Genomic DNA, 22,832 nt, shown 5'->3' on the forward strand with positions numbered 1-22,832 from the left:
CGCTCATGCCTCTGGCCTTCTGCATGATGTTGAGGGCATGGTCACTGATTCGCTCGTAGTCGGTGATGCAGTGGAGCAGCACTGATAGTGTATGGCTGTCCTTGTTGCCAAGGTGATGGGCGTTGATCTGCATGAGGTAGGTTCCCAGCTGGTCCTCGTAGGTGTCCACCTTTCTCTCAAGGTAGTCCACCTCCTCTGCCTCTTTTTCATCGAACTCGGTCAAAAGACCTATCGCCTTCGCCATGGCATCGTGGCTCATGGTAGCCATTACGATGGCTGCCTGACGGGCCTGCTCAAGAGCAAAGGGCGGGTTTTGAAAGAAATCTGGGATCCAGAGTTCTGATACCCTGCTGGTCTTCCTGCTCTCTCTTCTCCGCCTCGTCGATGGGAATGGTCTTGAGAGCCAGAGTAACAAGGATCTCCGAGAAAGGCAGCATAAGAGGTGTTGCCACCAGGTTCACCAGTGTATGTATTCCGGCGATTCCCACCATGCCGATCTGACTGTCCATGAAAGCAAAGTTCACAACGGAGTGGATTGCATAGAACAGGATCATGAAGGTGGTTGCCTTTATGACATTGAAATACAGATGCATGAGGGCAGTTCTCTTACCGTTCTTGTTGGCACCGAAGGATGAGAGGATAGCTGTGATACAGGTACTACCTCAGCACCGATGACAACGGGAATTGCCACATCGTACTTGATCTTGACCGAAAGTGAAAGAGCCTGCAATACACCGATGGTTCCGGCGGAGCTCTGAATAGTCATTGTAAAAAGAATGCCCACAAGGAATCCCAGAAGAGGATTGCTGAAGGATGTCAGAACTCTCTTGAATCCCTCCACGTCCTTAAGGGGAGATACCGCATCGGACATGGTGCTCATTCCGAACATAAGCACAGAAAATCCAAGAAGGATTGTTCCGATGTTTTTCTTCTTGTCATTTTTGGAAAACATGTAAAGAGCAATACCCACAAGTGCCAGAAAAGGCGTAAAGGACTTGGGCCTTTAAAAGATTTATAAAGAAATTGTCACTGCTGATGGCATTAAGTGAAAGCAGCCACGCTGTAAATGTTGTACCCAGGTTAGCTCCCAGGATAACGTTTACCGCCTGCTTAAGAGTCATGATACCCGAGTTAACCAGGCCCACAACCATGACAGTTGAAGCTGATGAAGACTGAACCAGTGGCAGTCACTCCAACTCCAAAGAGATATGCGATGATGGGGATGCTCCCGTCACTCTGGCCAGAACGCTCTCAAGCTTGCCGCCTGCTGCCTTTGTGAGACCACCGCTCATTACATTCATTCCGTAAAGGAACATGGCCAGTCCACCGACCAGTCCCGCGATTAAGCTAAAAACTTCTAACGAATCCATTTCTCCTCCGTTTATTCCGCAAAAATACTAGATGTACAGGTATATATTACAGGAATTACCTAAAAATTACCATAAATTTTTGAGCGAAATCAAATAACATCAAAGGTGCTTTATCATCCGGATGTATCTGCCGAACTTGGGATTTCCGGAAACAGCTCTTTTCCCGCCCTTGTATTCGTTGCCGTAAATGTTCTCCTCGACATTGACTTCATCCATCACTTCAAAGCCAAGCTTTTCGCACATCCTGACGGATGCGGTGTTTTTCGGCCTTCACCAAGGTCTGCACCGAGTCAAACTGCAGTATGTCCCTGCCGTAATCAAGGATCGCGCTGCAGGCTTCGAGAGCATATCCCTGTCTCTGGAATTCCATCCCCACAAGGAATCCCAGCTCCACCTGGTCAAATCCGTTCCTTACCGAGTAACCGGCCCTTCCTATGATCCTGCCGTCTTCTATCCTTTCAAGGGTCCAGACTCCGAAGCCCATAAGCTCGTAGACCTTCTTAATATAGTCCCGTTGGTAGCGCTTTTCATCCTCCGGGTCCTCAAAGAGCCCCTCCATGTACCTTGTCATCTCCGGGTCCGCATAGAGCTTGTAGAACTCATCCACGTCTTCAACCGTGGTCTCCCTTATTACAAGGCGCTTCGTCCTCATAAGCTCCCAGGGCTCCCCGGCGTAGCGCTGGTAGACCTTCACGAAGGAATCCATCTCCACGTCCGTTATGCCGCTGAATATATACTTTGCTTCGGGAAAAGAGAAATCGGCTCCGATCCCCTCCTGCATTCCCACTACGTAATAGCCTTCATCCAGCAGCTCTTTTCCCGCGGCCGCAAGGTCAGTGATCACAAGAGAAGTGGTTTTGTCAAAGCCGGAAAGCTCCGGCAGTTCCCCATTACAGGCGTAGACTGCGGCCGAATCATAGCCGCAGTCCTTAATATACTTCATTGTTTCAGAGATATCGCCGCTTAGCTTTGTGGCCTCACGGTCCTTTTCATCCAAAAGGAAAACAACCGTCCTTAGCAATTAAAGCATCTCCTTTTCATAGGTGATCTGATAGCCCTTAAGCAGAGGCTCTTCTTTGCACCTTTCTTCTATTCTTTCTATTATTATCTTAGCATCATCCTGGTCTGTGTCGGTAATAATCACCAGCGCAGTATTGTTGTCTATGGTAAATACATCAGTGCAGCGCAGGCTCTCGGAGATAATCTTGCCAAACTCAACCATTGTATCAAGATTTATCTCTTTTCCATCTTCTCCGGTAACTGTGAAATGGATCAGTACAGAATTTATGACGGAGTTGTCGCCAAGTCTTACCAGCAGCCTGTATATCTCTCGAAGCTTGGTGTTCTCAACCTTATAGGGTTTCTTGGATTTATTTCTCTCTCCAAGGATGGTCCTGACTTCCGCAATTCCCGTAGCATTGGCTCTGGATGAGTCCTCCCCGGCAAAAAGCTCTTCATCATAGAGAATATAGCTGTGCTTACCGGAGTTCTTTACTATATAAAGAGCCTTATCAGCCTTTTTGAACAGTGTATCATAGTCGGACGTGTCCTCGCTTGCTACCTTAACCGCGCCTATGGAGATACCGAGAGGAATGTTCATGTTCTCACCAAGATTCCGCTTTGCCATGGTCATAAGCTGCGTGTTGAGGTTTTCAGTTCTGGCTTCCAGCTGCTGTTCTCCGATGCCCCTGTAAAATGCCACGAACTCGTCGCCGCCGATCCTGCAAAGAATATCCTCGTTTCCGGCATTCTCCTTAAGTATCCTTGCCAGATCGATGAGGATTCTGTCGCCCATGTCATGGCCAAACAGGTCGTTTACGGGCTTGAAGTTATCCAGGTCCAGTACAGCCAGTACTCCTTCGCCCTCCTTGCAGGCCACGGACATAGCCTCCCTGGCGCCTCTCTTATTGAGAAGTCCCGTAAGAGGATCAATTGTTGCTTCTTTCTGAAGGCGCTGGACATTGCCGAGCTTGGCAACCATGTTGCCTATTGCCCAACCGATGTACAGAACCAGAAGGAAGCAGACCGCATACAGATACAATCTGAAATAAGTGCGCTCAAAAATCTGTGACTCCTTGGTCCACAGGGAAGGCCTCGTCCCTTACAACAATATTACCCGAGGCATCAAGGATTTCCACATGGAATACATAATCTCCGTAAGGCAGATTCGTGAAGGACAGCTGCTCCATATCCTTCTGATTACAGGTTATACCTTCATCATCTGCCCCCTCCAGATACATGTGTATCAGCGGGTTGGACAAAGTGTAATTCATAACGGCAACATCAAACTGTACACGGGAGGAGGTGGCGGGAATGTGATAAACCCCATCCTTCGGAATGATCTCCTCATCTCCCACACTGAGCCTGGAAATCCTGATCTCATACTCACTGTTGAAATTATCATAGTTGACGGTGGATATTCGCCTTACACCATCGATACATGGGATGTAGAGCCTCTCACCGTTAAGTGCATAACTTGCATTGGAGGTGATTGAAGTCTGAAGTCCTCTGTTTCTGTTAAGGAGCATATAATTGTAGTTGCCATCGTTAAGAAGGTCCCTCTCGTCAACCACAAAGATGCCTCCGCTGGACATTACCCAGGCTTTCTCATCGTTAGAGATGAACACATCATAGTTGTTGCTGTAGGGGAAGTTCTCCAGCCTTCTTATCTCATGGCCGTTGTCATAGTAAAGTGCATTACTGGTGACATAGATGAAACCTCCCTTACAAGGAACGATCTTCATAACCACCAGGGCCATAAGCCCATCTTCAACGCCTATGGTCTTAACCAGCTTTCCGCCTTCAATAACATAGATACCGTCACCGTCAGAGCCCACAAGATATGTGCCGTCGTCCTTCTGAACCACGCAAAGAGGCTGGGTCTTTATGCCTTCATATTCACCAATCTTCCAGATGACCTTATCATTATTGATAAGGGTAATCCCCACGTTGCTGCCGGCAATTATCCTTCCGTCCGACAGTTCCTTGGTAAACCTGAATTTATCTCCCTCAGCGTTTCCGTTTTTGGAGTTAAAATATTGTATGGTCCCGTCAGGCTTCATTTCAATAAGTCCGTGGGGCCCGTAGGTGCTGAACCACAAATTCTCCTTGCTGTCGCACATGATGTTCCTGATCCGCACATCCTTAAGATACTCCGGGTGCGGTATGGGAACGGAGTAATAAGTTTTCAGATCGATGGTAACAAGTCCGTTTCCCGTTCCTGCGTAAAGAAGTCCATCCTTGACGATAACGCTGTTTACCACGTCTTCATCTACTTTTGCCCTGGAAAAGATGTCCTCAAAGGGATTCCAGGAATACTTCTTAACGCCCTGCTTGCTGGAGGCAAACCATACATTGCCCTGATAATCTATAAGTATATTGACTACGGAGCTGTCAAAATTGTCATCGGAAAGATCCGTCACTGTCCCCTTGTCGGAGATGAAGCCAAGTCCGTTCTCACAGGCCACAAAATATCCCTTGAACTCCTTGGAATACAGAATGTCGTTGAAATACGTCAGACTTCCGCAATACTTCTTGGATAAAAGATCCGTGGAGTTATCCTTAATGTATATCTTACCGGTAAGATTGGTGCTGGTTCCGACAATATAGTTTCCCTCTTCCTCTGCTGTCACAACGGTATAGTCCCCGGCAAGAACATACAGTATTTTCCTGTCCCTGAATATCACAAGACTTCCGTCATTCTTTACCCCGGCAACCGTATCCCCGCTGGCACTGAGCTTATTAAAGCTCATGAAGCTGTTCTCTTCATAAACTTCAATCTCTTCCTCGGGAGTGATCCTGCTAAGCTGCTTGATGGTGGCAACATATATATTGCCTTCATTGTCTTCCGTAATAGCCCTTATGGCATTGGCGGGAAGGCCCAGATCGACATTGTAAAATCTTACGGCTCCGGTATCGCAGTTATAGCAGCCAACGCCGCTGTCGTTGGTTCCTATCCACAGAAGACCCTTCCTGTCCACAAACAGCGCGGTAACATTCTTGATCCTGGAATCGATATCCGCCGGATAAAATCTGTAACCGTCATACCGGTACAACCCGGCATAAGACCCAACCCAGATGTATCCATCCTTGGTCTGGGCAATGGCATTGATCTCCATTGATTCAAGTCCGGTATCCGCATTATAGAGATTGCCGGCATACTCCGAGCCGAAATCGGCCGCATAGATACGTGATCCGGTCAAAAGAGACATCAAAAGAGCCGGAAGCAGAATAAGCGCAGCAGCTGTCTTTTTTCTCTTCTTAAAAATAAAGCGGCCTATTCTGAGCAGCCCTGAAGCGACAATAATACAAACGGCCTTATCGGGTATATCTACAAAAGCCTCACCCAGGAAAGAATTAAGAACAGGAATATCCATATATAGGGCGATATTGTCTATAAGCCCGTCGCCCCAAGCATTTCCTGTCCTTCCGCCATACATTATTATATTAATTGGAGTTGATATAAGAGCCGCAACCACTCCGGAAAGAACGGCTGCAGAAATGAATCCGAAGTAATCCCTGTCCTCCCTGGGATAAAGCATACCAACAGCAACTCCTATCCCGGCGGATACGAGCATGTAAGGCAGTGCGACAGGGTCTCCAAAGGAGATGACCAGGTTGAAAAGAATACCACATAAAGCTCCGGCTACTGGGCCCAGTTTGATGGCCACCATAATGGTTCCGACAGCATCAAACCAAACCGGAGCTTCATACATCGATGCGAGGCTTCTTCCACAATAGTCAATGCCGACACACAGAAGTATAAAAATCCAGTTCTTCCAAGATTTCAACACTTTCATATCATAATTCTATCATTATGACAGTAACTACTCAACGGATTAGTGATTAAAAAACGCTAAAAAACGGGGCAGAACCCATTTTTCAGCGTTAACAATTTGTTTACAATTAATTAAAAGAATGGTTACTTCAAATCATCTTTTAGACATAAAGGCTTGTTAATATAATATTGTCAGATGAGTTAAGACAATACCAAATAAAACTTTTTCATAATATGCCAGGTAAGGAAGCTTACCTGGCATCCTCCCTTTTTAGGGGCTTTTTTTATTTTGCGATACAGCGCAGGTCAATTAGCCAATCCCTGAAGAAAATTCTCAACACCGGCAACAGCTGACTCTTCGTCGCTGCCGTCAGCTATAACGGTAACAGCTTCTCCTGAAGAAAGGCTCAGAGTCATCATCCCCATGATGCTCTTAGCGTTCACCTTCTTGGACTGAGCCTCAATGTGTACTGTGCTCTCATATCTGCTGGCAAGCTGTACCAGCTCAGCAACAGGTCTGGCCTCAAGTCCTCTGGGCAACTTGATTTCGATAGATTTTGTGATCATAATATCCTCCTCTAAGATCTTAAACGATCAGCAAGCTCACTCAGTTTTCTGAGCCTATGGTTCACACCCGATTTGCCTACCGGCGGATCCAGGTATTTACCGAGTTCCAAAAGGGTTGCGTCAGGATGTTCCAGTCTCACTTCAGCCATATCCCTGAGACTCTCCTGCAATTTGTTAAAGCCGTAATGATCCCTGATGTATGTGATGTCATCGATCTGCTTGGTTGCAGCGTTGACAGTCTTCGTTATGTTAGCAACTTCACAGTTCACCCTTCGGTTAATGGAATTCCTCATCTCCTTCACAATCCTGAGATTTTCAAGATTCATAAGACTCACGGGAGCTTCCATTATATTAAGAAGATCAACAATACCTGCGCCCTCCTTGATGTAGAGGACATGGTATTTCTTCCTTAGCACAATCCTGGCTTCGATATCAAAATCCTCGATCAGCTCCTGAAGCTGTCTCGCCTGCCCCTCAAAGGAACAGACAAATTCCAGATGATAACCCTTGTTTGGATCACTGATGGAACCATTGCATAAAAAAGCGTCTCGAAGGAATGCCCTTTTACAGCAGGAATTCTTCGTAACCATGGGATTGACTCCATCCTCAAGATTTCTGATCCTGCCCTCCGAATCCATGACCCGGATCGCCTTAAGAATCGATTCCGATTGCGCCGCATCAAGGAGCACCGGCCTGTAAATGCGCCCATTATAGCGGACCTCGCCGTTTTCCTCCAAAATGCTAGTAACTATATTAAATGCTTTTTTTAATAATGTAAAGAACTTTCTAAGTACAGGACGGCGTAAATTTACTGTAGGATTCGAAAGGGTAGATTGCCCCTGTGATCAGTTCAGATGTTCAAACCTTACTCATTATAGCGCCTGGTTGGAGGACAGTTCAAGGCTGTCATTCTAATCCTTGGTCTGTAGTCAAGCAGATCAAGGATAGGTGTGCGCTCTGGCGCACTTTATTCAAAGGCAGAGGCGTCAGCCTCTGGCTTCCTTTTAGAACAGTTTCCAGATGTAGTTATGCATTCCGATGCTCATCCACTTCTTCAGCTCTGAACTAAGCTCTACCTGTATGCTATCGACATACTTTCCCCACGCCGGATGGGAATACTGTTTTTCTCTTACATGCGCTACTACAGTCTCTACTTCTTCTGCCCCAGCAGCCTTAGGCATTACTGTCTTCTGGTAACGCACAAGTTCCAGCATATCCCTTTTGTTCCATGTATAGGCACTGAGTCTTGCCATCTTATCAGCGCCTTTTCGACTCCAGCCCATTGGAGTCATGCTCATTCTTTTTGACAGGACATGACTGACATGACCTTCAGTACTACATCCAGGAATCCTCCTGTATCTAAGCCTTGTCTTGGCTGCAGACCAGTTATCAAGTATATAATCAGCGCCTTCTTGCACACGTTTCATTTCCTTGTCGTTTGAGGCATGATATTCAAGCATATCTACCACAGACAGGAAATCTTCCTTACTTCCATCCTTGATCATTTCACAGAGAAGCTTTCTGGCATCATCAGCACTATCCATCAAATGGTTTGTCATCTTTATCAGGTATTTTTTGAGGTGGAACTCGTCCATCACATATGTGATGCCACTTATCCTTTTTCCCCCAGCCTTAATCCAGGCTCCACCATCTGCTCCTAGGTATATCCTCTTTATGCTGCTTATGTCATAGTTGTTGTCAATATATGTGTAGACTTCATCCCAGAGTTCACTGTTTGCTTTGCCTTCATAAGAACCACAGAAGAAATGGGCATTAACAAGGTGATGTCTTGTACTCTTGGGAGCATCCTTTTCAATGCCCTCATGAACATAGATAAGCTTGTTTATCATTCCATTGAGTTTTCTTCCATACTGGTTGACCTGGAGATCCCCCTTTTCCTTCTGGAACTGAAGCGACACATGATCTTCATCAGCCTCTATATACAGATACTCAACCTTGCGTTTTCTGCCTCTTCTTTTCTGTTCCTTGGGGAACTCGAGAGCATGTATCTTATCCTTTACAGTCTCTTTGCTGACCTCATCAAGGATGCTTGCTGCTTGTCCACCTTTACGATAAGAGGTCTGAACGCTCTCTGATAAGAGCTGTGCTATGGCATCTTCTGACATCCTTTCATGAGGGTCAAATGAAAGCATGTCATCCAGTAGATATCTGCGTTCTCCAGTCACCTTGTTCTTAAACAGTGTCTTGGAAAACATAACCTTTCCAATTGAGGTGATAAGAGACTTCTCGTCAGTCCTTACCACTTCCCATCTTTCCTTTCTCACAGGACTGTCTTTTAATATCTGGTTGCAGGTTGTAAGGGTTTCAGAAATGTAATCCAACGCCATCTGAAGCGCTTCATTCCTGACCTTGTATATGAAACCTGCAAAGTCTCTCGGATCCTCTGAAAAATCTTTTGATGCCTTCTGAAGATTTGGTACTCCATTCTCAATAAAATGCTGTATACTATTTAACACAAGGGGACTCCTCCGTTTGGTTATTTTGGCTTGGACACCGTAAATAACTATATCACGAAGGAAATCCCCTTTTTCAATTAATCCTACAAAAACTTTACGCTAGCTAAGTACAGCAGGGTCGTCAGGTTGCAGAAACAGCGCAGTATTGCCGCTTTCGTCGGGTCCCACATAGCCGGCCATTGTCACTATGGCAGCAAGCTCTGCCAGCTGACAGTGGCGGGACGTACCTATGCGTTTTGCCAGTTCCTCTTTTACCTCTGTAGAAAAAGACATCTCTCAACGTGCCTCTTTAACATCTCTGTGAGAGAGCTTAAGTCCGAACTTACCATCAGACCCTTTAAGCTTCTCATATATCTCATTAGCTATGGTGACGCTTCGGTGCTGACCACCGGTACAGCCTATGGCCACCACCAGCTGGTATTTGCCTTCCTTGATGTAGCCGGGGATCAGGAATTTCAAAAGATCCTCCAGCTTGTCCACAAATTCTCCGCACTCAGGAAAACTTTTGACGTAGTCCTGCACCGGCTTGTCGTTGCCGGTCTGATGCTTGAGATCCTCTATATAATAGGGGTTTGGCAGGAACCTGACATCAAACACCAGGTCCGCATCAGAGGGAATACCGTACTTAAAACCAAAGGAAAGGATGTTCACCATCAGCGAGTTGTACTCTTCATTGTGGACGAAGATCCTGTCCAACTCACCCTTGAGCTCCCTGGTAAGAAGGTTGGAGGAATCGATAACATAGTCCGCCTTCTTCTTAACCTCGGCAAGAACCTCCCTCTCCTTGGCAATGCCGTCTTCGAGCCTGTCTCCGGCGGCATTCATGGGATGTATCCTTCTGGTCTCCTTGTATCTCTTTATAAGTACGGCGTCGCTGGCATCCATAAACAGGATCTCCACGGGGATACCCCTCTCCTTCATGGAATCAATGATTCCGGCAACACCCTCAAAGCTCTGCCCCGCTCTGGCATCAATACCAAGAACAACCTTGGTTATACCGCTGTCGGGCATGGTAATAAGCTCCGTGAACTTCTCTATAAGGGACACGGGAAGATTATCAACGCAGTAAAATCCCGCATCCTCAAGCATATGAATGGCTGTGGCCTTACCGCCGCCGCTCATCCCCGTTACTATAACAAATCTCATAGTGATGCTCCTTCTTGAAAATCACCAACCATGATAACTTCAGGCTCTAACATGATTCCGGAATTCTCAAAAACCCTCTCCCGGACCTTACCTATAAGCTCGTAGACCTGTGCAGAAGTGGCATTTCCCTTGTTTACCACGAAGCCGCAGTGTTTCTCGGAAACGCAGGCATCTCCAACGCTAAAGCCCCTAAGCCCCGCTTCCTCTATGAGCTTGCCCGCAAAATTGCCCTGGGGTCTCTTAAAGGTTGAGCCGGCACTTGGATATTCCAGAGGCTGTTTCTCCTTGCGCTTTAAAGCCAGCTCCTTCATCCTCTCAGAAATGGCTTCGGAGTCTCCCTTTGCAAGGTCAAGGATAACAGACAGAACGATATGTCCCCTTCCCTTGATGGCACTGGTCCTGTAGCCAAATTCCATGTTTTCGTTGCTGATGGTCATAACTTCGCCCTTGGGATCAAGGACAGTAACCTCTCTGGTAATGAGCTTCATCTCTCCGTCATAGGCCCCGGCGTTCATGATCATTGCGCCGCCAATGGTTCCCGGTATCCCGGCTGCAAACTCGAAGCCGGTAAGACTGTTATCTCTGGCAAAAGAGGCAATGGCTGAATTCAGTACTCCGCTTTCAGCATAAATACTGCTCTCTCCCTCAAGTCTTAATTCGCAAAAGCGCTCTAAGGAGACGACTATTCCATCAAAGCCCTTATCGGACACCAGAAGATTGCTTCCGTTTCCCACAACGAAATAAGGGAGTTCCAGATTCCGCACGAGCTTCATGATGCCCTGCAGCTGATCCAAATCTCCCGGTTTTACAAATAAGGCGGCAGGCCCACCGGTCCTGAAGGTGGTGTGCCTGCTCATGGGTTCGTTTAATAATATGTTTTCTTCTGAGACAATCTGTCCCAGATGTTCAATGATCTCTTTATTCAAGTACTGTAGACCTCATCAACCGCAAACCAGTTTGGCTGCTCCGTATACGCCGGCATCATTTCCAAGCTTTGCAAGTGCGAACTTAGCATCAGCACAGCCAGGGAATACAAATTCCTTAAAGCTGGGCATAAGAAGATCAAAGAGCATATCTCCTGCCTTTGAAACTCCGCCGCCAAGAACGATGATCTCAGGGTTTACAACAGAAGCAACTGCTGCGATTCCCTTTCCAAGATAGTATCCGTACTGATCAGCAATCTCTTTTGCCACTTTATCTCCTGCCTTGGCTGCATCAAAGATGTCTCTGCACTCGAAATCCTTGCCGCGAAGTACGCTGTCCTCATCAGTCTTTGCAAGAACTCTCTTTGCAATCCTTACTGCACCTGTAGCGGAAGCATACATCTCAAAGCATCCGTGGTTGCCACAGCCGCACGTCTCGGGCTCATCGTCAACAAGGTGAAGGTGTCCGATCTCTCCGCCTGATCCCTTTGCGCCGTTGAGGATCTTGCCCTCAACGATGATTCCGCCGCCTACACCTGTTCCCAGGGTAACCAGGAGCATATTGGGATAACCCTGTCCGCCGCCCTTCCAGGCTTCACCGAGGGCTGCTACGTTGGCATCGTTTCCTGCCTTAACAGGGAGCTTCAATTTGGAGTGAAGTTCGTTTACAACATTTACCTTCTCCCAGCCAAGGTTAACTGCCTGATGGCAAACACCGTCAGCGTTTACGGCACCGGGAACACCGATACCTGCACCTACAACCTGGGTGTCTTCTATATTCTTTTCCTTCATCTTGGCTCTGATGGAGTCCGCGATATCAGGAATGATATTCTCTCCGTGATTCTCTGTTCTTGTGGGGATCTCCCAGAAATCCACCTTCTCGCCGGTCTCTGTAAGAAGGCCGATCTTAACTGTTGTTCCTCCAACGTCTGCGCCAAATACGTAACGTGCCATGGTATATTCTCCCTTCAATATGTATGTAATCTGTATACTCCGTGATAACGGATTGCTCCGCTTCGCTCTCGCAATCCTACATACATTCGGAATCCGCACTGTCGTGCTACTTCCTCATGTATGTTCGCATCCCAAGGTCAATGAGTCCTTTGTGCAAGCACAGGACTCATTGACTTTGGTCTGCTTTATCACTCATCATCATCATCTTCACTGCGTCTTCTTGCCAGTGAGTTCTGTACACGGTTATACAGCTCCTGAGCTGCATTGTAGCCCATGGCCTTCTGTCTGTGGTTAACTGCTGCCGACTCACAGATAACAGCCAGGTTTCTTCCGGGTCTTATAGGGATCCTGTGGCAGACCACCTTGTTGCCAAGGTACTCTGTGTACTCCTCCTCAAGACCGAGTCTGTCGTATTCCTTGTCCTTGTCCCAGTCCTCAAGCTTGATGACCAGGTCAATATTCTGTGTTTCCTTAACGCTTGATACACCATAAAGGGTCTTAACATCGATGATACCAACACCGCGCATCTCGATGAAATGCTTGGTGATATCGGGAGCAGATCCGATCAGCGTCTCGTCGCTGACACGTCTTATCTCTACCACGTCATCGGACACAAGACGGTGTCCTCTCTTGATAAGCTCGATGGCTGTCTCCGACTTACCGATTCCGCTCTCACCGGTGATGAGAACGCCTACGCCGTAGACATCCACCAGCACTCCGTGGATGGAAATGCAGGGAGCAAGCTTAACGTTGAGCCATCTGATGATCTCCGCCATGAAAGCGGAAGTTGATTTCTTGGTTATAAATACGGGGACCTTCTCCTCGACAGCTATTTTTATAAAAGTAGGATCCGGAGCAAGTTCCCTGCAGAATACCACGCCGGGTATATCAAAGGAAAGGAACTCCCTGTACATATCTTCCTTTTTGTCCTGGGGGAAAGATTCCATATAGGTATATTCTACGAATCCGATAACCTGAAGCCTGGACGCTTCAAAGTGCTCGAAGTATCCTGCCAGCTGAAGGGCCGGTCTGTTGATATCCGGCTGGGTTATCCTGATCTTCTTGACATCTATCTCAGGAGTAAGATTTTCAAGCTTCATTTTTTCAATGATAGTTTTTAAACTTACACTCGACATGCTGAGCCTCCTTGGTGTTATTTGGTTCCAACATCAAACCACATAATATCATAGAAATACGGGTTCTTCAATTATCCTGACGGAAGAAGTCGTATATCTGCTGTGCTATATTTTCGGGGATTTCAGGCACTTTGGAGAGCTCCTCCACTGAAGCCTGCCTTATCTCCTCTATGGACCTGAAATTCTTCATAAGAGCCTTGCGCCTTGCGGGGCCGATGCCCGGAATGTCATCCAGAGAGCTCTTTACCTGGGCCTTGCTCCTTAAGGATCTGTGATACTCAATGGCAAATCTGTGGGCCTCGTCCTGGATCCTTGTTATGAGCTTAAAGCCCTCGGACCTGGTGTCGATGGGAAGTTCTACATTATTAAAGTAAAGACCTCTTGTCCTGTGGTTGTCGTCCTTGACCATTCCACAGACAGGAATATTGATCCCAAGCTCTTCAAGAACCTTAAGACATATATTGACCTGTCCACGTCCGCCATCCATAAGGATAAGATCCGGGAACCTGGTAAAACTTCCAAATCTTGCATCAATGTCCCTGACCTGAAGCTCATGCTTCTCCTCTATGCCGTGAAGAAGGCGCCTTGTGAGCACCTCATGCATGCAGGCGTAATCGTCCGGTCCGGACACAGTCTTTATCCTGAACTTTCTGTAATCACTCTTCTTGGGCTTGCCCTTCTCGTAGACCACCATGGATCCCACGTTGGCAAAACCGCTGATATTGGAGATATCGTAGGCCTCCATCCTCTCAAGGCCCTTGATACCAAGCAGGTTTTCAATCTCCTTGACGGCACCGATTGTCCTGCCCTCTTCGCGCTTGATGCGCTCCTTGTCCTTGGAGAGCACCAGCTCGGCGTTCTGGGCCGCAAGCTCCATGAGCTTCTCCTTCTGGCCCCTCTCGGGAACGGTGATATACACGCGGCTTCCCTTGCGCTGGGTCAGCCACTTCTCGATGATCTCCATATCATCAATGACCTCAGGCAGCATCAGTTCCCTTGGGATAAAAGGTGTTCCCGCATAGAACTGTTTGACGAAGTTCATGAGGATCTCCGCCTTGGGATTCTCCGACACATGTGTCATGTAGAAGTGTTCCCTGCCGATAAGCCTTCCGTCCCTGACAAAGAACACCTGGACCACCGCATCCTTGTCATCCGCGGCGATGGCCACTATATCTTTATCCTCCATGGAGGAATCCGTCATCTTCTGTTTCTGGGCAACCACCTTAACACTGGCAAGAAGATCCCTGTACTTGGCAGCATTCTCAAAGTCCAGCTCCTCGGATGCCGCCTCCATCTTCTGCTCCAGGTCTTTTATAATAGGAGAATAATTGCCCCCGAGAAACTCCAGCGCCTTATCAATCCTTGCTCTGTACTCCTCCTGTGAAACGTTGCCTGTACAGGGGCCGCAGCACTGCTTCATGTGGTAGTTAAGACATTGGCGCTCAGCACCTATCTCTTTTGGCAAAGAGCGGTTGCAGGTCCGAAGGCCGTAGAGTTTATTTATAAGTTCAATGGTGTCCTTGACTGCGGCTGCGCTGGTGAAAGGGCCGAAGTACCTGGACTTGTCTTTTTTCATAAGACGGGAAAAGAGTATACGGGGAAACGCCTCGGATACGGTGACCTTTATGTAGGGATAGGTCTTGTCATCCTTGAGCATGGTGTTGTAGCGGGGACAGTGCTCCTTGATGAGGTTGTTCTCAAGAACCAGCGCCTCCAGCTCCGAGTCCGTAACTATATATTCAAAACGGGCGATCTGCTTGACCATCATGTCTATCTGAGGTCCGCGCCCTATGTTGGAACGAAAATAAGACCTTACACGGTTGTGCAGGTTGATGGTTTTGCCCACATACATAATGGTGTCGTTGGCATCGCGCATTATGTAGACCCCGGGATTCTTGGGGAGTTTTTTCAGTTCTTCCTTGATATCGAAGTTTGACATATAAATATTAAACCACTAACTTCGGGAGTTTAAAAGAGGAATGTAAGCCCGAAATCAGTGGTTCAACAAAGAGGAAAAAAGGATACTAAGGGTCGGCTACATTGGCGTCATCAGAGATTATCCTTAAGATATCTCTCCAATGCTTTTGCAGCCTCTATTTCATCCGCGCCATCGCAGATAAGGGTCAGAGTCTGGCCATTTTTGATACCCAGACTCATCAGGCCAAAGAGATGCTTGGCATCCGTACTTTGGCCGTTGCCCTTGGCTGTAATGGAGCAGTTGAAAGCATTTGCCAGTTTTATAAGACCGCCTGCGGCAATGCATGTACGCCCTCGGGGTCAGTTATAACATATTCGATGATCTTCATATCTCAACATTAAAGTGCTCGAAAAGAATCTTCTCAGCCTCGGGATTCCACAGACCTGCGTGATTCTTGCAGGAAACTGCAAGCTTCGCAAACAGAGGATTTGTCTCTCCCAGTTTCTCAAAGTCATCTATTGCAGTAAGAGGCATGTTGATCTGTGTATAGCAGAGCTTCTTGCCGCCGGGTATTCCGGGAAGATTGCAGGTTGTCTCAGCAACGCTGTCCAGGCCGCCGATATGTGTAACCATTACGGAAGGGTTGATCTCTCCTTTGCAGCAAGCTCAAGGGCCTCAAGAAGGTCGTCGTTGTTGCCGCCGGTGGTTCCCAGAATATGTGTGCTTGTGTAATGTGCATTGTACAGGTTGATCTCAGACTTGAACTGATTGTCTGTGGGACCTGCAAAGAAGTTCATGCAGCCGTCAAAAGCAAGGAGCCTGTCGCCCATCTCGGCAACGCTTCTTACGGGAACATATACGAATACGTCGTCGTAGCCGTGTCCCTCTGTGATCTCCATAAGCTTCTCTTCTGCATCAGCTCCTGATGAATTGAAGTAGATGAGCTCAACACCCTTCTCTTTTGCAAACTCAGGGCTGATAACGCTGGCAGCTCTCTTAAGCTTTGCGTCATCAAGATCTGTTACAACAATTCTCCTGGGCTTGTTCTCGAAACGAAGTCCATAGCTTACGGCGCCAAGACCCATAGGTCCGCAGCCGCCCATGATAAGGATGTTTTCCACCCTCCTTGGTTCCCATTGCATGATTGTAGTTCTGCTTGTTGGTGTGGTAATTTGCATGATATCCGCCGATGATGCAGCTCATGGGCTCACCAAGGGATGCCTGATAGAAGCTCTCTCCGTTGTAAGGAAGAAGCGCATCCAGTTCCATTACCTCATGAGGCATGATGCAGTAGGTAGCATCTCCGCCGCAGAAACGATAGGAATATCCGGGTGAATCAAGCTTGCCCTGATAGTTGAGGGCGGGCTGAAGTGCCCACTTGTCACCAACCTTATATTTGTCTTTCCACTTCTCGCCCACTTCTACGATAACGCCTGAGCACTCATGTCCTGTAATAATAGGATTAACGTCGATATCCTTGGGTGCTCTCTTGTGGTTCTTGCCCTGCTTGGCCAGCTTGTAAGTTGACATGCAGATACTGTCACTGATCACCTTTACAAGTATTTCATCGTCCTTGATCTCGGGGAGCTCAAACTCCTCAAGTCTAAGGTCCATTTCTCCGTACATTCTGACAGCTCGTGTCTTCATAATAATTCACCTCCAAATGGTTTAGCTCATCCTTCAAAAGATGCGCTGATCTCGTCTTCAGTCATTGTCAGCAGTTTCTCAACTCCTGCCTTGTCCGAAAAAGTCATGGCGGATCTTGCCCAGTACATCGAGATGTTCATCTCCTACCGCGGCAATTCCGATCACCACTTTGACTTTCTCTGCAGCCCCCCAGTCCTGGCCCTCGGGAAATGTCATAAGAACCAGTCCTGTCTTCAAAATATGTTTCTTGGCTTCCTCAATTCCATGAGGTATAGCCAACTCGTTGCCAATATATGTATTAAACACCTTCTCTTTGTCCAGCATTGCCTGAGTATAGTACTCATTTGTAAATCCCTGGGAAGAAAATATACCACCGATCTTTCTGATGACGTCTTCCTTGTTACCGGGTTTCTGGTTTAAAAAGATATTTTTGGTTTCCAGTATCATAGGTGCCTCCTGTTATAGACCATTAATTCTCTCACTGAAATAACTCTTCATTATCCGCTGCAGTTTTTCCTGAATGGCTTCTTCATCGCCGGTCTTCAGGGTTTCAAGGAAAGCCTCGTCCTCGACTATGGCTCCCGATATCCTTCCCCAGCATGTCCGTGTTCTGCTGCCTGTGCTCATCTATTGGCATCGCCATGCAGAGCGCAGCCCTGATGTCTTTTAATCTGGGGTCCTCAAATAGCTGCCCCTTATCAGGCCCTGCGGTAATGATCTGACACTCCTTAACTGCCTTGCTTCTGCAGTGGAAAAGAGCTATCCCCTATCTCAGGGAATACCTGTGTCATTACCTGCTCCCTTGCCAGGATATCTGCTGCAAGCACCGCTGCCCGCCTTGGATGTATCCGTAATATCAGCAGCTATATACTTGATCAGCGCCTCAAGATTCATCTCATTAGAAACGGTAAGATGATGATACCTTCTAATGACTCCCTTGATTCTGTTAATGATGTCGTTTATCTCGTCCAGTTGCCTGGGTAAATCATTGTTTTCCTGCCTTTACCGGCATCGATGCGTATTCATCGATCTTAACGCTTATCTGCAGAACGTCTCTCTGGGTAATAAGAGGATTGACCATACAGTAGTCAACACCCAGTTTCGTCCACTTCAATGCTTGAGATAAAGAAATCCGTTTCTGGACATTACGTGCTCGGTGATCTCATCACTGCCGTAAGCCTTAAGCACTATATCCCAGTCAGCAAACTGACTGCGAAGCTTTGCCATCATCAGCTGTGCCACTCCGAATCCGCTGGCACATATAACGCCGATGTTAACGGTGCGCTTTTTCTTTTTCCTGCTGAGGATCTTCTCCCTGGCCGCTCCGAAGTGCATGGCCAGATATCCGATCTCCGCATCGTTGGGAACAAGTCCCGTCTTTTCAGTAATGACCTCCGCTGCCCTCTCGCAATCCGCAAAGACCTCCGGGTACTCCTGTCTGATCTCTGCAAGAAGAGGGTTACTTATGGTTCATGTCATTTTTCATGCGATAAAGAGCCGGCTCCAGGTGTACCATCAGTCCTCTGATAAAGTCCTCCTCATATCGGAGCTCCCTTGCCAGATCTGCATCCAGCACATCTATCATCGCATCTATAATTCCCATCAGCTCGTCAGTCCTGATGCCGCTGCTGCCGATGGCCTCGTTTTGTGTAGTTAAGTTTTTGCACCTTTGATGTGCAGTAAAATATTGTTTACTTCCGATTCCGGAATCGTGATGGAGAACTCTTTTTCCAGAGCATCCGCGATCTTTCTGGCAATGTCATAGCCATTGTCGAATCTGGCATCATAGGTTTCCTCAGATACCAGCTCGCCCTGCCTTATCCCTCTCCACGGCCACCGCCAGATGTACCAGCAGGCCCATGTAGGCATCATTGGTCAAAAGACGCAGATACGGTTCCTCCACTTCCTCGAGAACTGTTTCCACCTCAGAGAGGATGGCCTCGTTCATGAGGGTGTAAATATTGTCTGCCAGCTCGCTGTCCCCGCGATTTGTTCATGTTCTCGGTAACAAAGCGCTGCATGGCTGTTCGATAGCTCTTTTCGCTGCCGGAGAGAGCAATTCCGAAGCCGGGCTTTCTTATGATACTAAGGTGACACTCCTGTACCCAATCGTTTTATGGCTTCAAGATCGGTACTGATGGTAGCTTCACTTACGCCGAACATGTCCACTGTAGTAAAAGAGCTTTTGGGGCTCCCTGTTTCTTAGAAGCTCCAGCTTCAGAAGATTCCTTCTCTTCTCCTTATCTGATACGATCTCATCCTTTGCGGGCTTTTGACAGCACTCATGAGGCGGGCCTTGTTGTCGGCATCCCCTTCAATCTGGCTGCCCTCTCCCTTTTTCCGAACCAGGGTAAGATCATACTGTTTCAGGATGGAAGCGATGTAGTCCGCTTCCCTTAAAATGGTGCGCTTACTTACACCCAGAGCATCAGCCACTTCCTGATCCGTGGCCGGCTGCTCTGCGCCAAGCAAATACAATATGATCTGTCTTATGCGGTGGTGTAAGTTCCATAAAAACTCCGTATTTAAAGCTTTCAGCTCCTGTGCAAGAGAATCATACTCAGGTGCAGCCATGAAGTTGCTGATGGTGATCAGTCCTTGCGTTAGGTGCACTCTTTCTGGCTCCTTGCTGAAAGCTCCTGGTGGTGTTACAACTATCTGAGCAATCTGCCAGGTATTCTCTGATACAGACGCATGCTGTACTTCGATATCAGTTCTGCCAACATCTGTAAGTTTCTTTCTGAGAACTGTAGCTCCCATTGCTGAAGATCCCATTCCTGCGTCGCAAAGCGAAAACGATCTTCTTAACATCTTCTGCAGCTACTGCTGTAAGGTTGTCTGCTGCTGTCTTAACTTCGCTTACAGCAACCGGCCCTTAGCCTCCAGCCTTCCATCTCTTTCATCTTCTCGGTGGAGTCTGCAAGAGACTGCTTGCCCGTTAGAAAGTCTAACGATAGGAAGCTGCCAATAAACGAAGGATACAGCTGCTGCAACTACTGGCTGAGAGAAGAACCATGAAGGTTGATCCCTTAGGTGGCCATTCAACATAGGCGATGATTGATCCGGGTGAAGGAGGACCGGCCAAGGCCAAGCTTGAACAGTGTGTGTTGAAGATCATAGCTGCTACGGCTTCCGCCGATTGTTGCAAGAAGAAAGCAGGGGGTTCATAAGTACATAAGGGAAGTAGATCTCGTGGATACCGCCAAGGGAGATGAACGATAAGTGGCTCCGGGGTGCGGAATCCTTTGTAACCTTATCCTTAGAGAACCAGCCAGTATGCAAGGAAGCACACCTGTTACCTGCGCCGGGGTTTTGTCTCGATCATGTAGAAGATTGACTTGCCGGCTGAAGCAACCTGCTCTGCTCAAGAAGGAGTGAAGATACCGTGGTTGATAGCGGTGTATTAAGGAAAAGAACCTTAGCAGGCTCAACGAATACTGAAACGAGAGGCAGAAATGTTGTTGTTAACAAGTACTGCCAACTCCGGCGTTAAGGAAAAGCAAGTACGCCCGCCCATGAAAGGGTCCGGATTACATTAGTAGCCAAGGATTGCAAGGAGAAGACCAAGGATACCAACTGAGAAGTTGTTTACAAGCATCTCGAAATCCTGAAGGGGATCTTTACCTCAACTGCCTTGTCAAATTTCTTGATGACCCAGCCTGCAAGAGGTCCTGCGATCATTGCTCCCATGAACATTGTGTACTCTGTTCCGCAGATAACACCGATTGTCATGATGGCACCCATAACTGCTCCTCTGGGTCCGCCAACCATCTTACCACCCTGGTAAGCGATGAGAATCGGAAGAACATATGTGAGCATCGGTCCGACTATTGAACTAAGCTGTGCGTTAGGGAGCCAGCCGGTATCGATGAACAATGCTGTCAAAAGCCCCCATGCTATAAATGCGCCGATATTCGGCATGACCATTCCACTTAGGAATCGTCCAAAACTTTGAATCTTTTCTTTCATTTGGATACCCCTTCCAACTTAATAAACGTTTTCTTTTGGCACGTCTGCCGCAAGAAGGTTACAGATAATCCGAATGCATTCAATTGATTTAAGTTATTTTTATTGGTGTACAGTTTATTAATCAATTCATACATATTTAACTTTGTCACATGGGTAAAGTGACAAGTCCTTAAGAGCCAATGGGAAGCCAATGGGGGGGACGGTTCTCACAGCGCCAAATGGGGGACGGTTCTCTTTGGCACGCGAAAGGAGCCATAAAAAAGAAAAGCCGGCAGTGAGCAAGGGAGGCTCAAGGCCGGACTATTTCTGCAATATATATTTATTGTGCTGTATTTGTAATATCTTTTTCCACCACGAAGGCGGCTAAGTAACCATTGTTGCATAATTACTTTCTTTTTGTGTTCTACAAACCACGCCTTCTTTTGTGTTGCTTAAGATACTTGATCTTATATAATCACCCTTATTCGCCTTGTTGTAATCACAGGATATGGTAACAGGTTTCTCCGGTGTCTTCATCTTCTACTTTTAATGAGTCTGTTTGCATATCGTGAGTCATATTGCTTTGATAGAACAGTTCCTTCAACGTACTGATAGTTTCCGTTATCATATCCGGAATGTCCAATGTAAATGGAAGGACATAAGTCCATGCGCAAATTGCTATAACCGGCCCTACGATCAGCTTTAGGATAGTATCCACCACCTAAGACGAGGCTCATACCAATCTCTGAAGCTGGGTTTTACTGAAGACAAGGGCATAAAGCGGCTTTTCTTGCTATGAGCTTATAAACAAACCAAACAAAGAGCCAGGTAAATACTACAAAGCTCCAATATACGTTTTAAACTGAAACATATTATCCTCCATTTTTTACTGTAGATTTGACAGTGATTTGTCTCATTTTCAATTGTTTCGTTTTGTGAAATTGCTTCGATTACGGTCTCTTCGTCCGCAGATACGCTGATAGCGGCAAAATTGGCTGCTAAGAACCACAGGGACAAGAAGTACCGGGATAAGTCTCTTGAGCATACGAGACTTAACATTAGCTGGCTTCACAATGACTTACTACTCCCAACTAACATTGAGTACTTTGCTTACCTACCCGCGCGGAGCCCCTCATTTCCCCTTGTGGTAAATAATTTATTAAATTTTTATGAACAACATTTAGATTATATTTTGATGATTGTTAATTACGCAACAAATTTTTTAACCATACTACTTCTTATCGAAAATATAGTTTCGCAAGTAACAAAAAAGCAGGCTGTTACCGCTTTTTTGGTAACAGCCTGCATAAAATACTTTTTAATCTTTTTTGTCAAAATCCTCGGGAACATGGGAAAACACGCTTCCTGTCTGGATTTGTGAAGGATCGGGTGAAGTACCTGCCTCCACATCCTCTGTCTGAGGGTCCTGTGCCTTCTCCTCTTCCGGAGCTTCATACTGGTTGCTGCTCTCCTTAATCGCTTCCCGGAACGCCAGCCCGTCATTATTGTTGTCCTCGGGTTCCACTTTAGGCTCTTCCTTGGACTTGATGGGAACATTCTCACCAACGAGCGCTGACTCCGCTCTTGTTGCGTAGATTCTGCCCTTCTTGGCAGCCTCCTGCTCCTCTTCTGTAGGCTCGGGAATATTCTCAACCTCACGGTAGATCTTCATGAATTCCTTACCGGTGATGGTCTCTTTCTCAATAAGGAACTGGGCAATCTTGTCCATTGCATCAAGGTGATCCCTGATTATCTGCTTAGCCTTGTCATAACACTCCGCAAGGAGCTTCTTGACTTCTTCGTCAACCTCGGCAGCTGTTCTGATCACTGCAGTTGAGGACTCTGTTTCCGTCAAGGTATCTGTTCTGTACTGACTCCAGCTGCATGAGACCGAACTTGTCGCTCATACCGAACATGGTTATCATGCTGCGGGGCCATGTTTGTAGCCTTCTCGATATCGTTCTCGGCT

General features: G+C 47.1%; 26 protein-coding genes and 4 pseudogenes. All 30 read right to left on the reverse strand.

Annotation, left to right across the window (positions count from 1 at the left end; translation table 11 throughout):
• Positions 1–268, reverse strand: a 268-nt coding sequence (locus T456_RS20825) for a PhoU domain-containing protein (RefSeq protein ID WP_197026837.1), incomplete at its 3' end; no start/stop codon positions are given.
• 25 nt (positions 269–293) lie between these two features.
• Positions 294–593 (reverse strand): hypothetical protein, encoded by a 300-nt coding sequence (locus T456_RS20830; protein WP_024864344.1) that lies wholly within the window; start codon positions 591–593, stop codon positions 294–296.
• Entirely contained in the window at positions 569–952 is a 384-nt protein-coding gene (locus T456_RS20835; protein ID WP_024864345.1) for a Na/Pi cotransporter family protein, read from the reverse strand. The genes T456_RS20830 and T456_RS20835 overlap by 25 nt, the downstream gene beginning before the upstream one ends.
• Positions 936–1,151: a hypothetical protein gene (locus T456_RS23985; protein WP_081748936.1), complete on the reverse strand. Its 216-nt coding sequence runs from the start codon at positions 1,149–1,151 to the stop codon at positions 936–938. Before T456_RS23985 ends, T456_RS20835 begins: the two co-directional genes overlap by 17 nt.
• Positions 1,152–1,187: 36 nt before the next feature.
• Positions 1,188–1,370, reverse strand: a complete 183-nt coding sequence (locus T456_RS20840; protein WP_024864346.1) for a hypothetical protein — start codon at positions 1,368–1,370, stop codon at positions 1,188–1,190.
• Positions 1,371–1,469: 99 nt separating this feature from the next.
• Entirely contained in the window at positions 1,470–1,613 is a 144-nt protein-coding gene (locus tag T456_RS22175) for a hypothetical protein (RefSeq protein ID WP_155837983.1), read from the reverse strand.
• The gene (locus tag T456_RS0100155; RefSeq protein WP_024864347.1) at positions 1,591–2,391 is read right to left on the reverse strand and encodes a GNAT family N-acetyltransferase; all 801 of its coding nucleotides are present in this window, start codon (positions 2,389–2,391) and stop codon (positions 1,591–1,593) included. The genes T456_RS22175 and T456_RS0100155 overlap by 23 nt, the downstream gene beginning before the upstream one ends.
• Positions 2,392–3,411, reverse strand: coding sequence for a GGDEF domain-containing protein (locus T456_RS0100160; protein WP_024864348.1), 1,020 nt, complete (start codon positions 3,409–3,411; stop codon positions 2,392–2,394).
• A gap of 16 nt (positions 3,412–3,427) precedes the next feature.
• Positions 3,428–6,085: a two-component regulator propeller domain-containing protein gene (locus T456_RS0100165; RefSeq protein WP_024864349.1), complete on the reverse strand. Its 2,658-nt coding sequence runs from the start codon at positions 6,083–6,085 to the stop codon at positions 3,428–3,430.
• Positions 6,086–6,453: 368 nt separating this feature from the next.
• A complete protein-coding gene (locus T456_RS0100170) occupies positions 6,454–6,714 on the reverse strand; it encodes an HPr family phosphocarrier protein (RefSeq protein ID WP_024864350.1) in 261 nt (86 codons plus the stop codon).
• Between the two features lie 11 nt (positions 6,715–6,725).
• Positions 6,726–7,493: pseudogene (gene whiA / locus T456_RS0100175) on the reverse strand (DNA-binding protein WhiA); the annotation flags it as partial.
• A 225-nt stretch (positions 7,494–7,718) separates the two neighbouring features.
• A complete protein-coding gene (locus tag T456_RS0100180; protein ID WP_024864352.1) occupies positions 7,719–9,191 on the reverse strand; it encodes an ISLre2 family transposase in 1,473 nt (490 codons plus the stop codon).
• A 99-nt stretch (positions 9,192–9,290) separates the two neighbouring features.
• Complete coding sequence (locus tag T456_RS22910; RefSeq protein ID WP_242835823.1) at positions 9,291–9,464, reverse strand: hypothetical protein; 174 nt, start codon at positions 9,462–9,464, stop codon at positions 9,291–9,293.
• A 3-nt stretch (positions 9,465–9,467) separates the two neighbouring features.
• On the reverse strand, positions 9,468–10,337 hold the full coding sequence (gene rapZ, locus T456_RS0100190) for an RNase adapter RapZ (protein WP_024864353.1): 870 nt from the start codon (positions 10,335–10,337) through the stop codon (positions 9,468–9,470).
• Positions 10,334–11,263, reverse strand: coding sequence for a UDP-N-acetylmuramate dehydrogenase (gene murB / locus T456_RS0100195; RefSeq protein ID WP_024864354.1), 930 nt, complete (start codon positions 11,261–11,263; stop codon positions 10,334–10,336). Before murB ends, rapZ begins: the two co-directional genes overlap by 4 nt.
• Before the next feature lie 15 nt (positions 11,264–11,278).
• Entirely contained in the window at positions 11,279–12,214 is a 936-nt protein-coding gene (locus T456_RS0100200; RefSeq protein WP_024864355.1) for an ROK family glucokinase, read from the reverse strand.
• Between the two features lie 188 nt (positions 12,215–12,402).
• Positions 12,403–13,350, reverse strand: a complete 948-nt coding sequence (gene hprK / locus T456_RS0100205) for an HPr(Ser) kinase/phosphatase (RefSeq protein ID WP_024864356.1) — start codon at positions 13,348–13,350, stop codon at positions 12,403–12,405.
• 67 nt (positions 13,351–13,417) lie between these two features.
• Positions 13,418–15,289, reverse strand: a complete 1,872-nt coding sequence (uvrC, locus tag T456_RS0100210) for an excinuclease ABC subunit UvrC (RefSeq protein ID WP_024864357.1) — start codon at positions 15,287–15,289, stop codon at positions 13,418–13,420.
• 110 nt (positions 15,290–15,399) lie between these two features.
• On the reverse strand, positions 15,400–15,609 hold the full coding sequence (locus tag T456_RS23990; protein ID WP_334291115.1) for an HPr family phosphocarrier protein: 210 nt from the start codon (positions 15,607–15,609) through the stop codon (positions 15,400–15,402).
• 43 nt (positions 15,610–15,652) lie between these two features.
• A pseudogene (locus T456_RS23995) lies at positions 15,653–16,915 on the reverse strand (zinc-binding dehydrogenase).
• A gap of 78 nt (positions 16,916–16,993) precedes the next feature.
• Complete coding sequence (locus T456_RS18780; RefSeq protein ID WP_197026838.1) at positions 16,994–17,362, reverse strand: PTS sugar transporter subunit IIA; 369 nt, start codon at positions 17,360–17,362, stop codon at positions 16,994–16,996.
• Positions 17,363–17,374: 12 nt separating this feature from the next.
• Positions 17,375–17,542, reverse strand: coding sequence for a hypothetical protein (locus T456_RS22185; protein WP_155837984.1), 168 nt, complete (start codon positions 17,540–17,542; stop codon positions 17,375–17,377).
• A gap of 483 nt (positions 17,543–18,025) precedes the next feature.
• Positions 18,026–18,250 carry a hypothetical protein gene (locus T456_RS22920; protein ID WP_024864358.1) on the reverse strand — a complete coding sequence of 75 codons (225 nt, stop codon included), beginning with the start codon at positions 18,248–18,250 and terminating at the stop codon, positions 18,026–18,028.
• Positions 18,251–18,292: 42 nt separating this feature from the next.
• A pseudogene (locus T456_RS24225) lies at positions 18,293–18,382 on the reverse strand (hypothetical protein); the annotation flags it as partial.
• On the reverse strand, positions 18,375–18,518 hold the full coding sequence (locus tag T456_RS22190; RefSeq protein WP_155837985.1) for a hypothetical protein: 144 nt from the start codon (positions 18,516–18,518) through the stop codon (positions 18,375–18,377). The gene T456_RS22190 and the pseudogene T456_RS24225, both read right to left, overlap by 8 nt.
• A gap of 50 nt (positions 18,519–18,568) precedes the next feature.
• On the reverse strand, positions 18,569–18,787 hold the full coding sequence (locus tag T456_RS20850; RefSeq protein WP_024864359.1) for a PRD domain-containing protein: 219 nt from the start codon (positions 18,785–18,787) through the stop codon (positions 18,569–18,571).
• A 345-nt stretch (positions 18,788–19,132) separates the two neighbouring features.
• Positions 19,133–19,726, reverse strand: a complete 594-nt coding sequence (locus T456_RS22925; protein WP_155837986.1) for an HTH domain-containing protein — start codon at positions 19,724–19,726, stop codon at positions 19,133–19,135.
• Positions 19,727–20,236: 510 nt separating this feature from the next.
• The gene (locus T456_RS22930) at positions 20,237–20,386 is read right to left on the reverse strand and encodes a hypothetical protein (protein WP_242835825.1); all 150 of its coding nucleotides are present in this window, start codon (positions 20,384–20,386) and stop codon (positions 20,237–20,239) included.
• Between the two features lie 117 nt (positions 20,387–20,503).
• Positions 20,504–20,884 (reverse strand): PTS transporter subunit EIIC, encoded by a 381-nt coding sequence (locus T456_RS22935; RefSeq protein WP_242835827.1) that lies wholly within the window; start codon positions 20,882–20,884, stop codon positions 20,504–20,506.
• A 1,297-nt stretch (positions 20,885–22,181) separates the two neighbouring features.
• A pseudogene (locus tag T456_RS0100270) lies at positions 22,182–22,832 on the reverse strand (ATP-dependent zinc metalloprotease FtsH); the annotation flags it as partial.

It is taken from the genome of Butyrivibrio sp. FCS014 (genome assembly GCF_000526935.1).
Classification (GTDB): Bacteria; Bacillota; Clostridia; order Lachnospirales; family Lachnospiraceae; genus Butyrivibrio.

Bases quoted from the DNA above. Each gene is read 5' to 3' on its own strand.
- T456_RS20850 (WP_024864359.1), bottom strand. From the start codon at position 18,787: ATGATGCCTACATGGGCCTGCTGGTACATCTGGCGGTGGCCGTGGAGA.
- T456_RS20835 (WP_024864345.1), bottom strand. From the start codon at position 952: ATGTTTTCCAAAAATGACAAGAAGAAAAACATCGGAACAATCCTTCTT.
- T456_RS22910 (WP_242835823.1), bottom strand. From the start codon at position 9,464: ATGTCTTTTTCTACAGAGGTAAAAGAGGAACTGGCAAAACGCATAGGT.
- T456_RS22175 (WP_155837983.1), bottom strand. From the start codon at position 1,613: ATGTGCGAAAAGCTTGGCTTTGAAGTGATGGATGAAGTCAATGTCGAG.
- T456_RS0100200 (WP_024864355.1), bottom strand. From the start codon at position 12,214: ATGGCACGTTACGTATTTGGCGCAGACGTTGGAGGAACAACAGTTAAG.
- rapZ (WP_024864353.1), bottom strand. From the start codon at position 10,337: ATGAGATTTGTTATAGTAACGGGGATGAGCGGCGGCGGTAAGGCCACA.
- T456_RS22925 (WP_155837986.1), bottom strand. From the start codon at position 19,726: ATGTTAAGAAGATCGTTTTCGCTTTGCGACGCAGGAATGGGATCTTCA.
- T456_RS22185 (WP_155837984.1), bottom strand. From the start codon at position 17,542: ATGAGCACAGGCAGCAGAACACGGACATGCTGGGGAAGGATATCGGGA.
- T456_RS22920 (WP_024864358.1), bottom strand. From the start codon at position 18,250: ATGCACTTCGGAGCGGCCAGGGAGAAGATCCTCAGCAGGAAAAAGAAA.
- T456_RS23985 (WP_081748936.1), bottom strand. From the start codon at position 1,151: ATGGTTGTGGGCCTGGTTAACTCGGGTATCATGACTCTTAAGCAGGCG.
- uvrC (WP_024864357.1), bottom strand. From the start codon at position 15,289: ATGTCAAACTTCGATATCAAGGAAGAACTGAAAAAACTCCCCAAGAAT.
- T456_RS18780 (WP_197026838.1), bottom strand. From the start codon at position 17,362: ATGATACTGGAAACCAAAAATATCTTTTTAAACCAGAAACCCGGTAAC.
- T456_RS20840 (WP_024864346.1), bottom strand. From the start codon at position 1,370: ATGGATTCGTTAGAAGTTTTTAGCTTAATCGCGGGACTGGTCGGTGGA.
- hprK (WP_024864356.1), bottom strand. From the start codon at position 13,350: ATGTCGAGTGTAAGTTTAAAAACTATCATTGAAAAAATGAAGCTTGAA.
- T456_RS22190 (WP_155837985.1), bottom strand. From the start codon at position 18,518: ATGGGAATTATAGATGCGATGATAGATGTGCTGGATGCAGATCTGGCA.
- T456_RS0100165 (WP_024864349.1), bottom strand. From the start codon at position 6,085: ATGTATGAAGCTCCGGTTTGGTTTGATGCTGTCGGAACCATTATGGTG.
- T456_RS22935 (WP_242835827.1), bottom strand. From the start codon at position 20,884: ATGAAAGAAAAGATTCAAAGTTTTGGACGATTCCTAAGTGGAATGGTC.
- T456_RS20830 (WP_024864344.1), bottom strand. From the start codon at position 593: ATGCATCTGTATTTCAATGTCATAAAGGCAACCACCTTCATGATCCTG.
- T456_RS0100170 (WP_024864350.1), bottom strand. From the start codon at position 6,714: ATGATCACAAAATCTATCGAAATCAAGTTGCCCAGAGGACTTGAGGCC.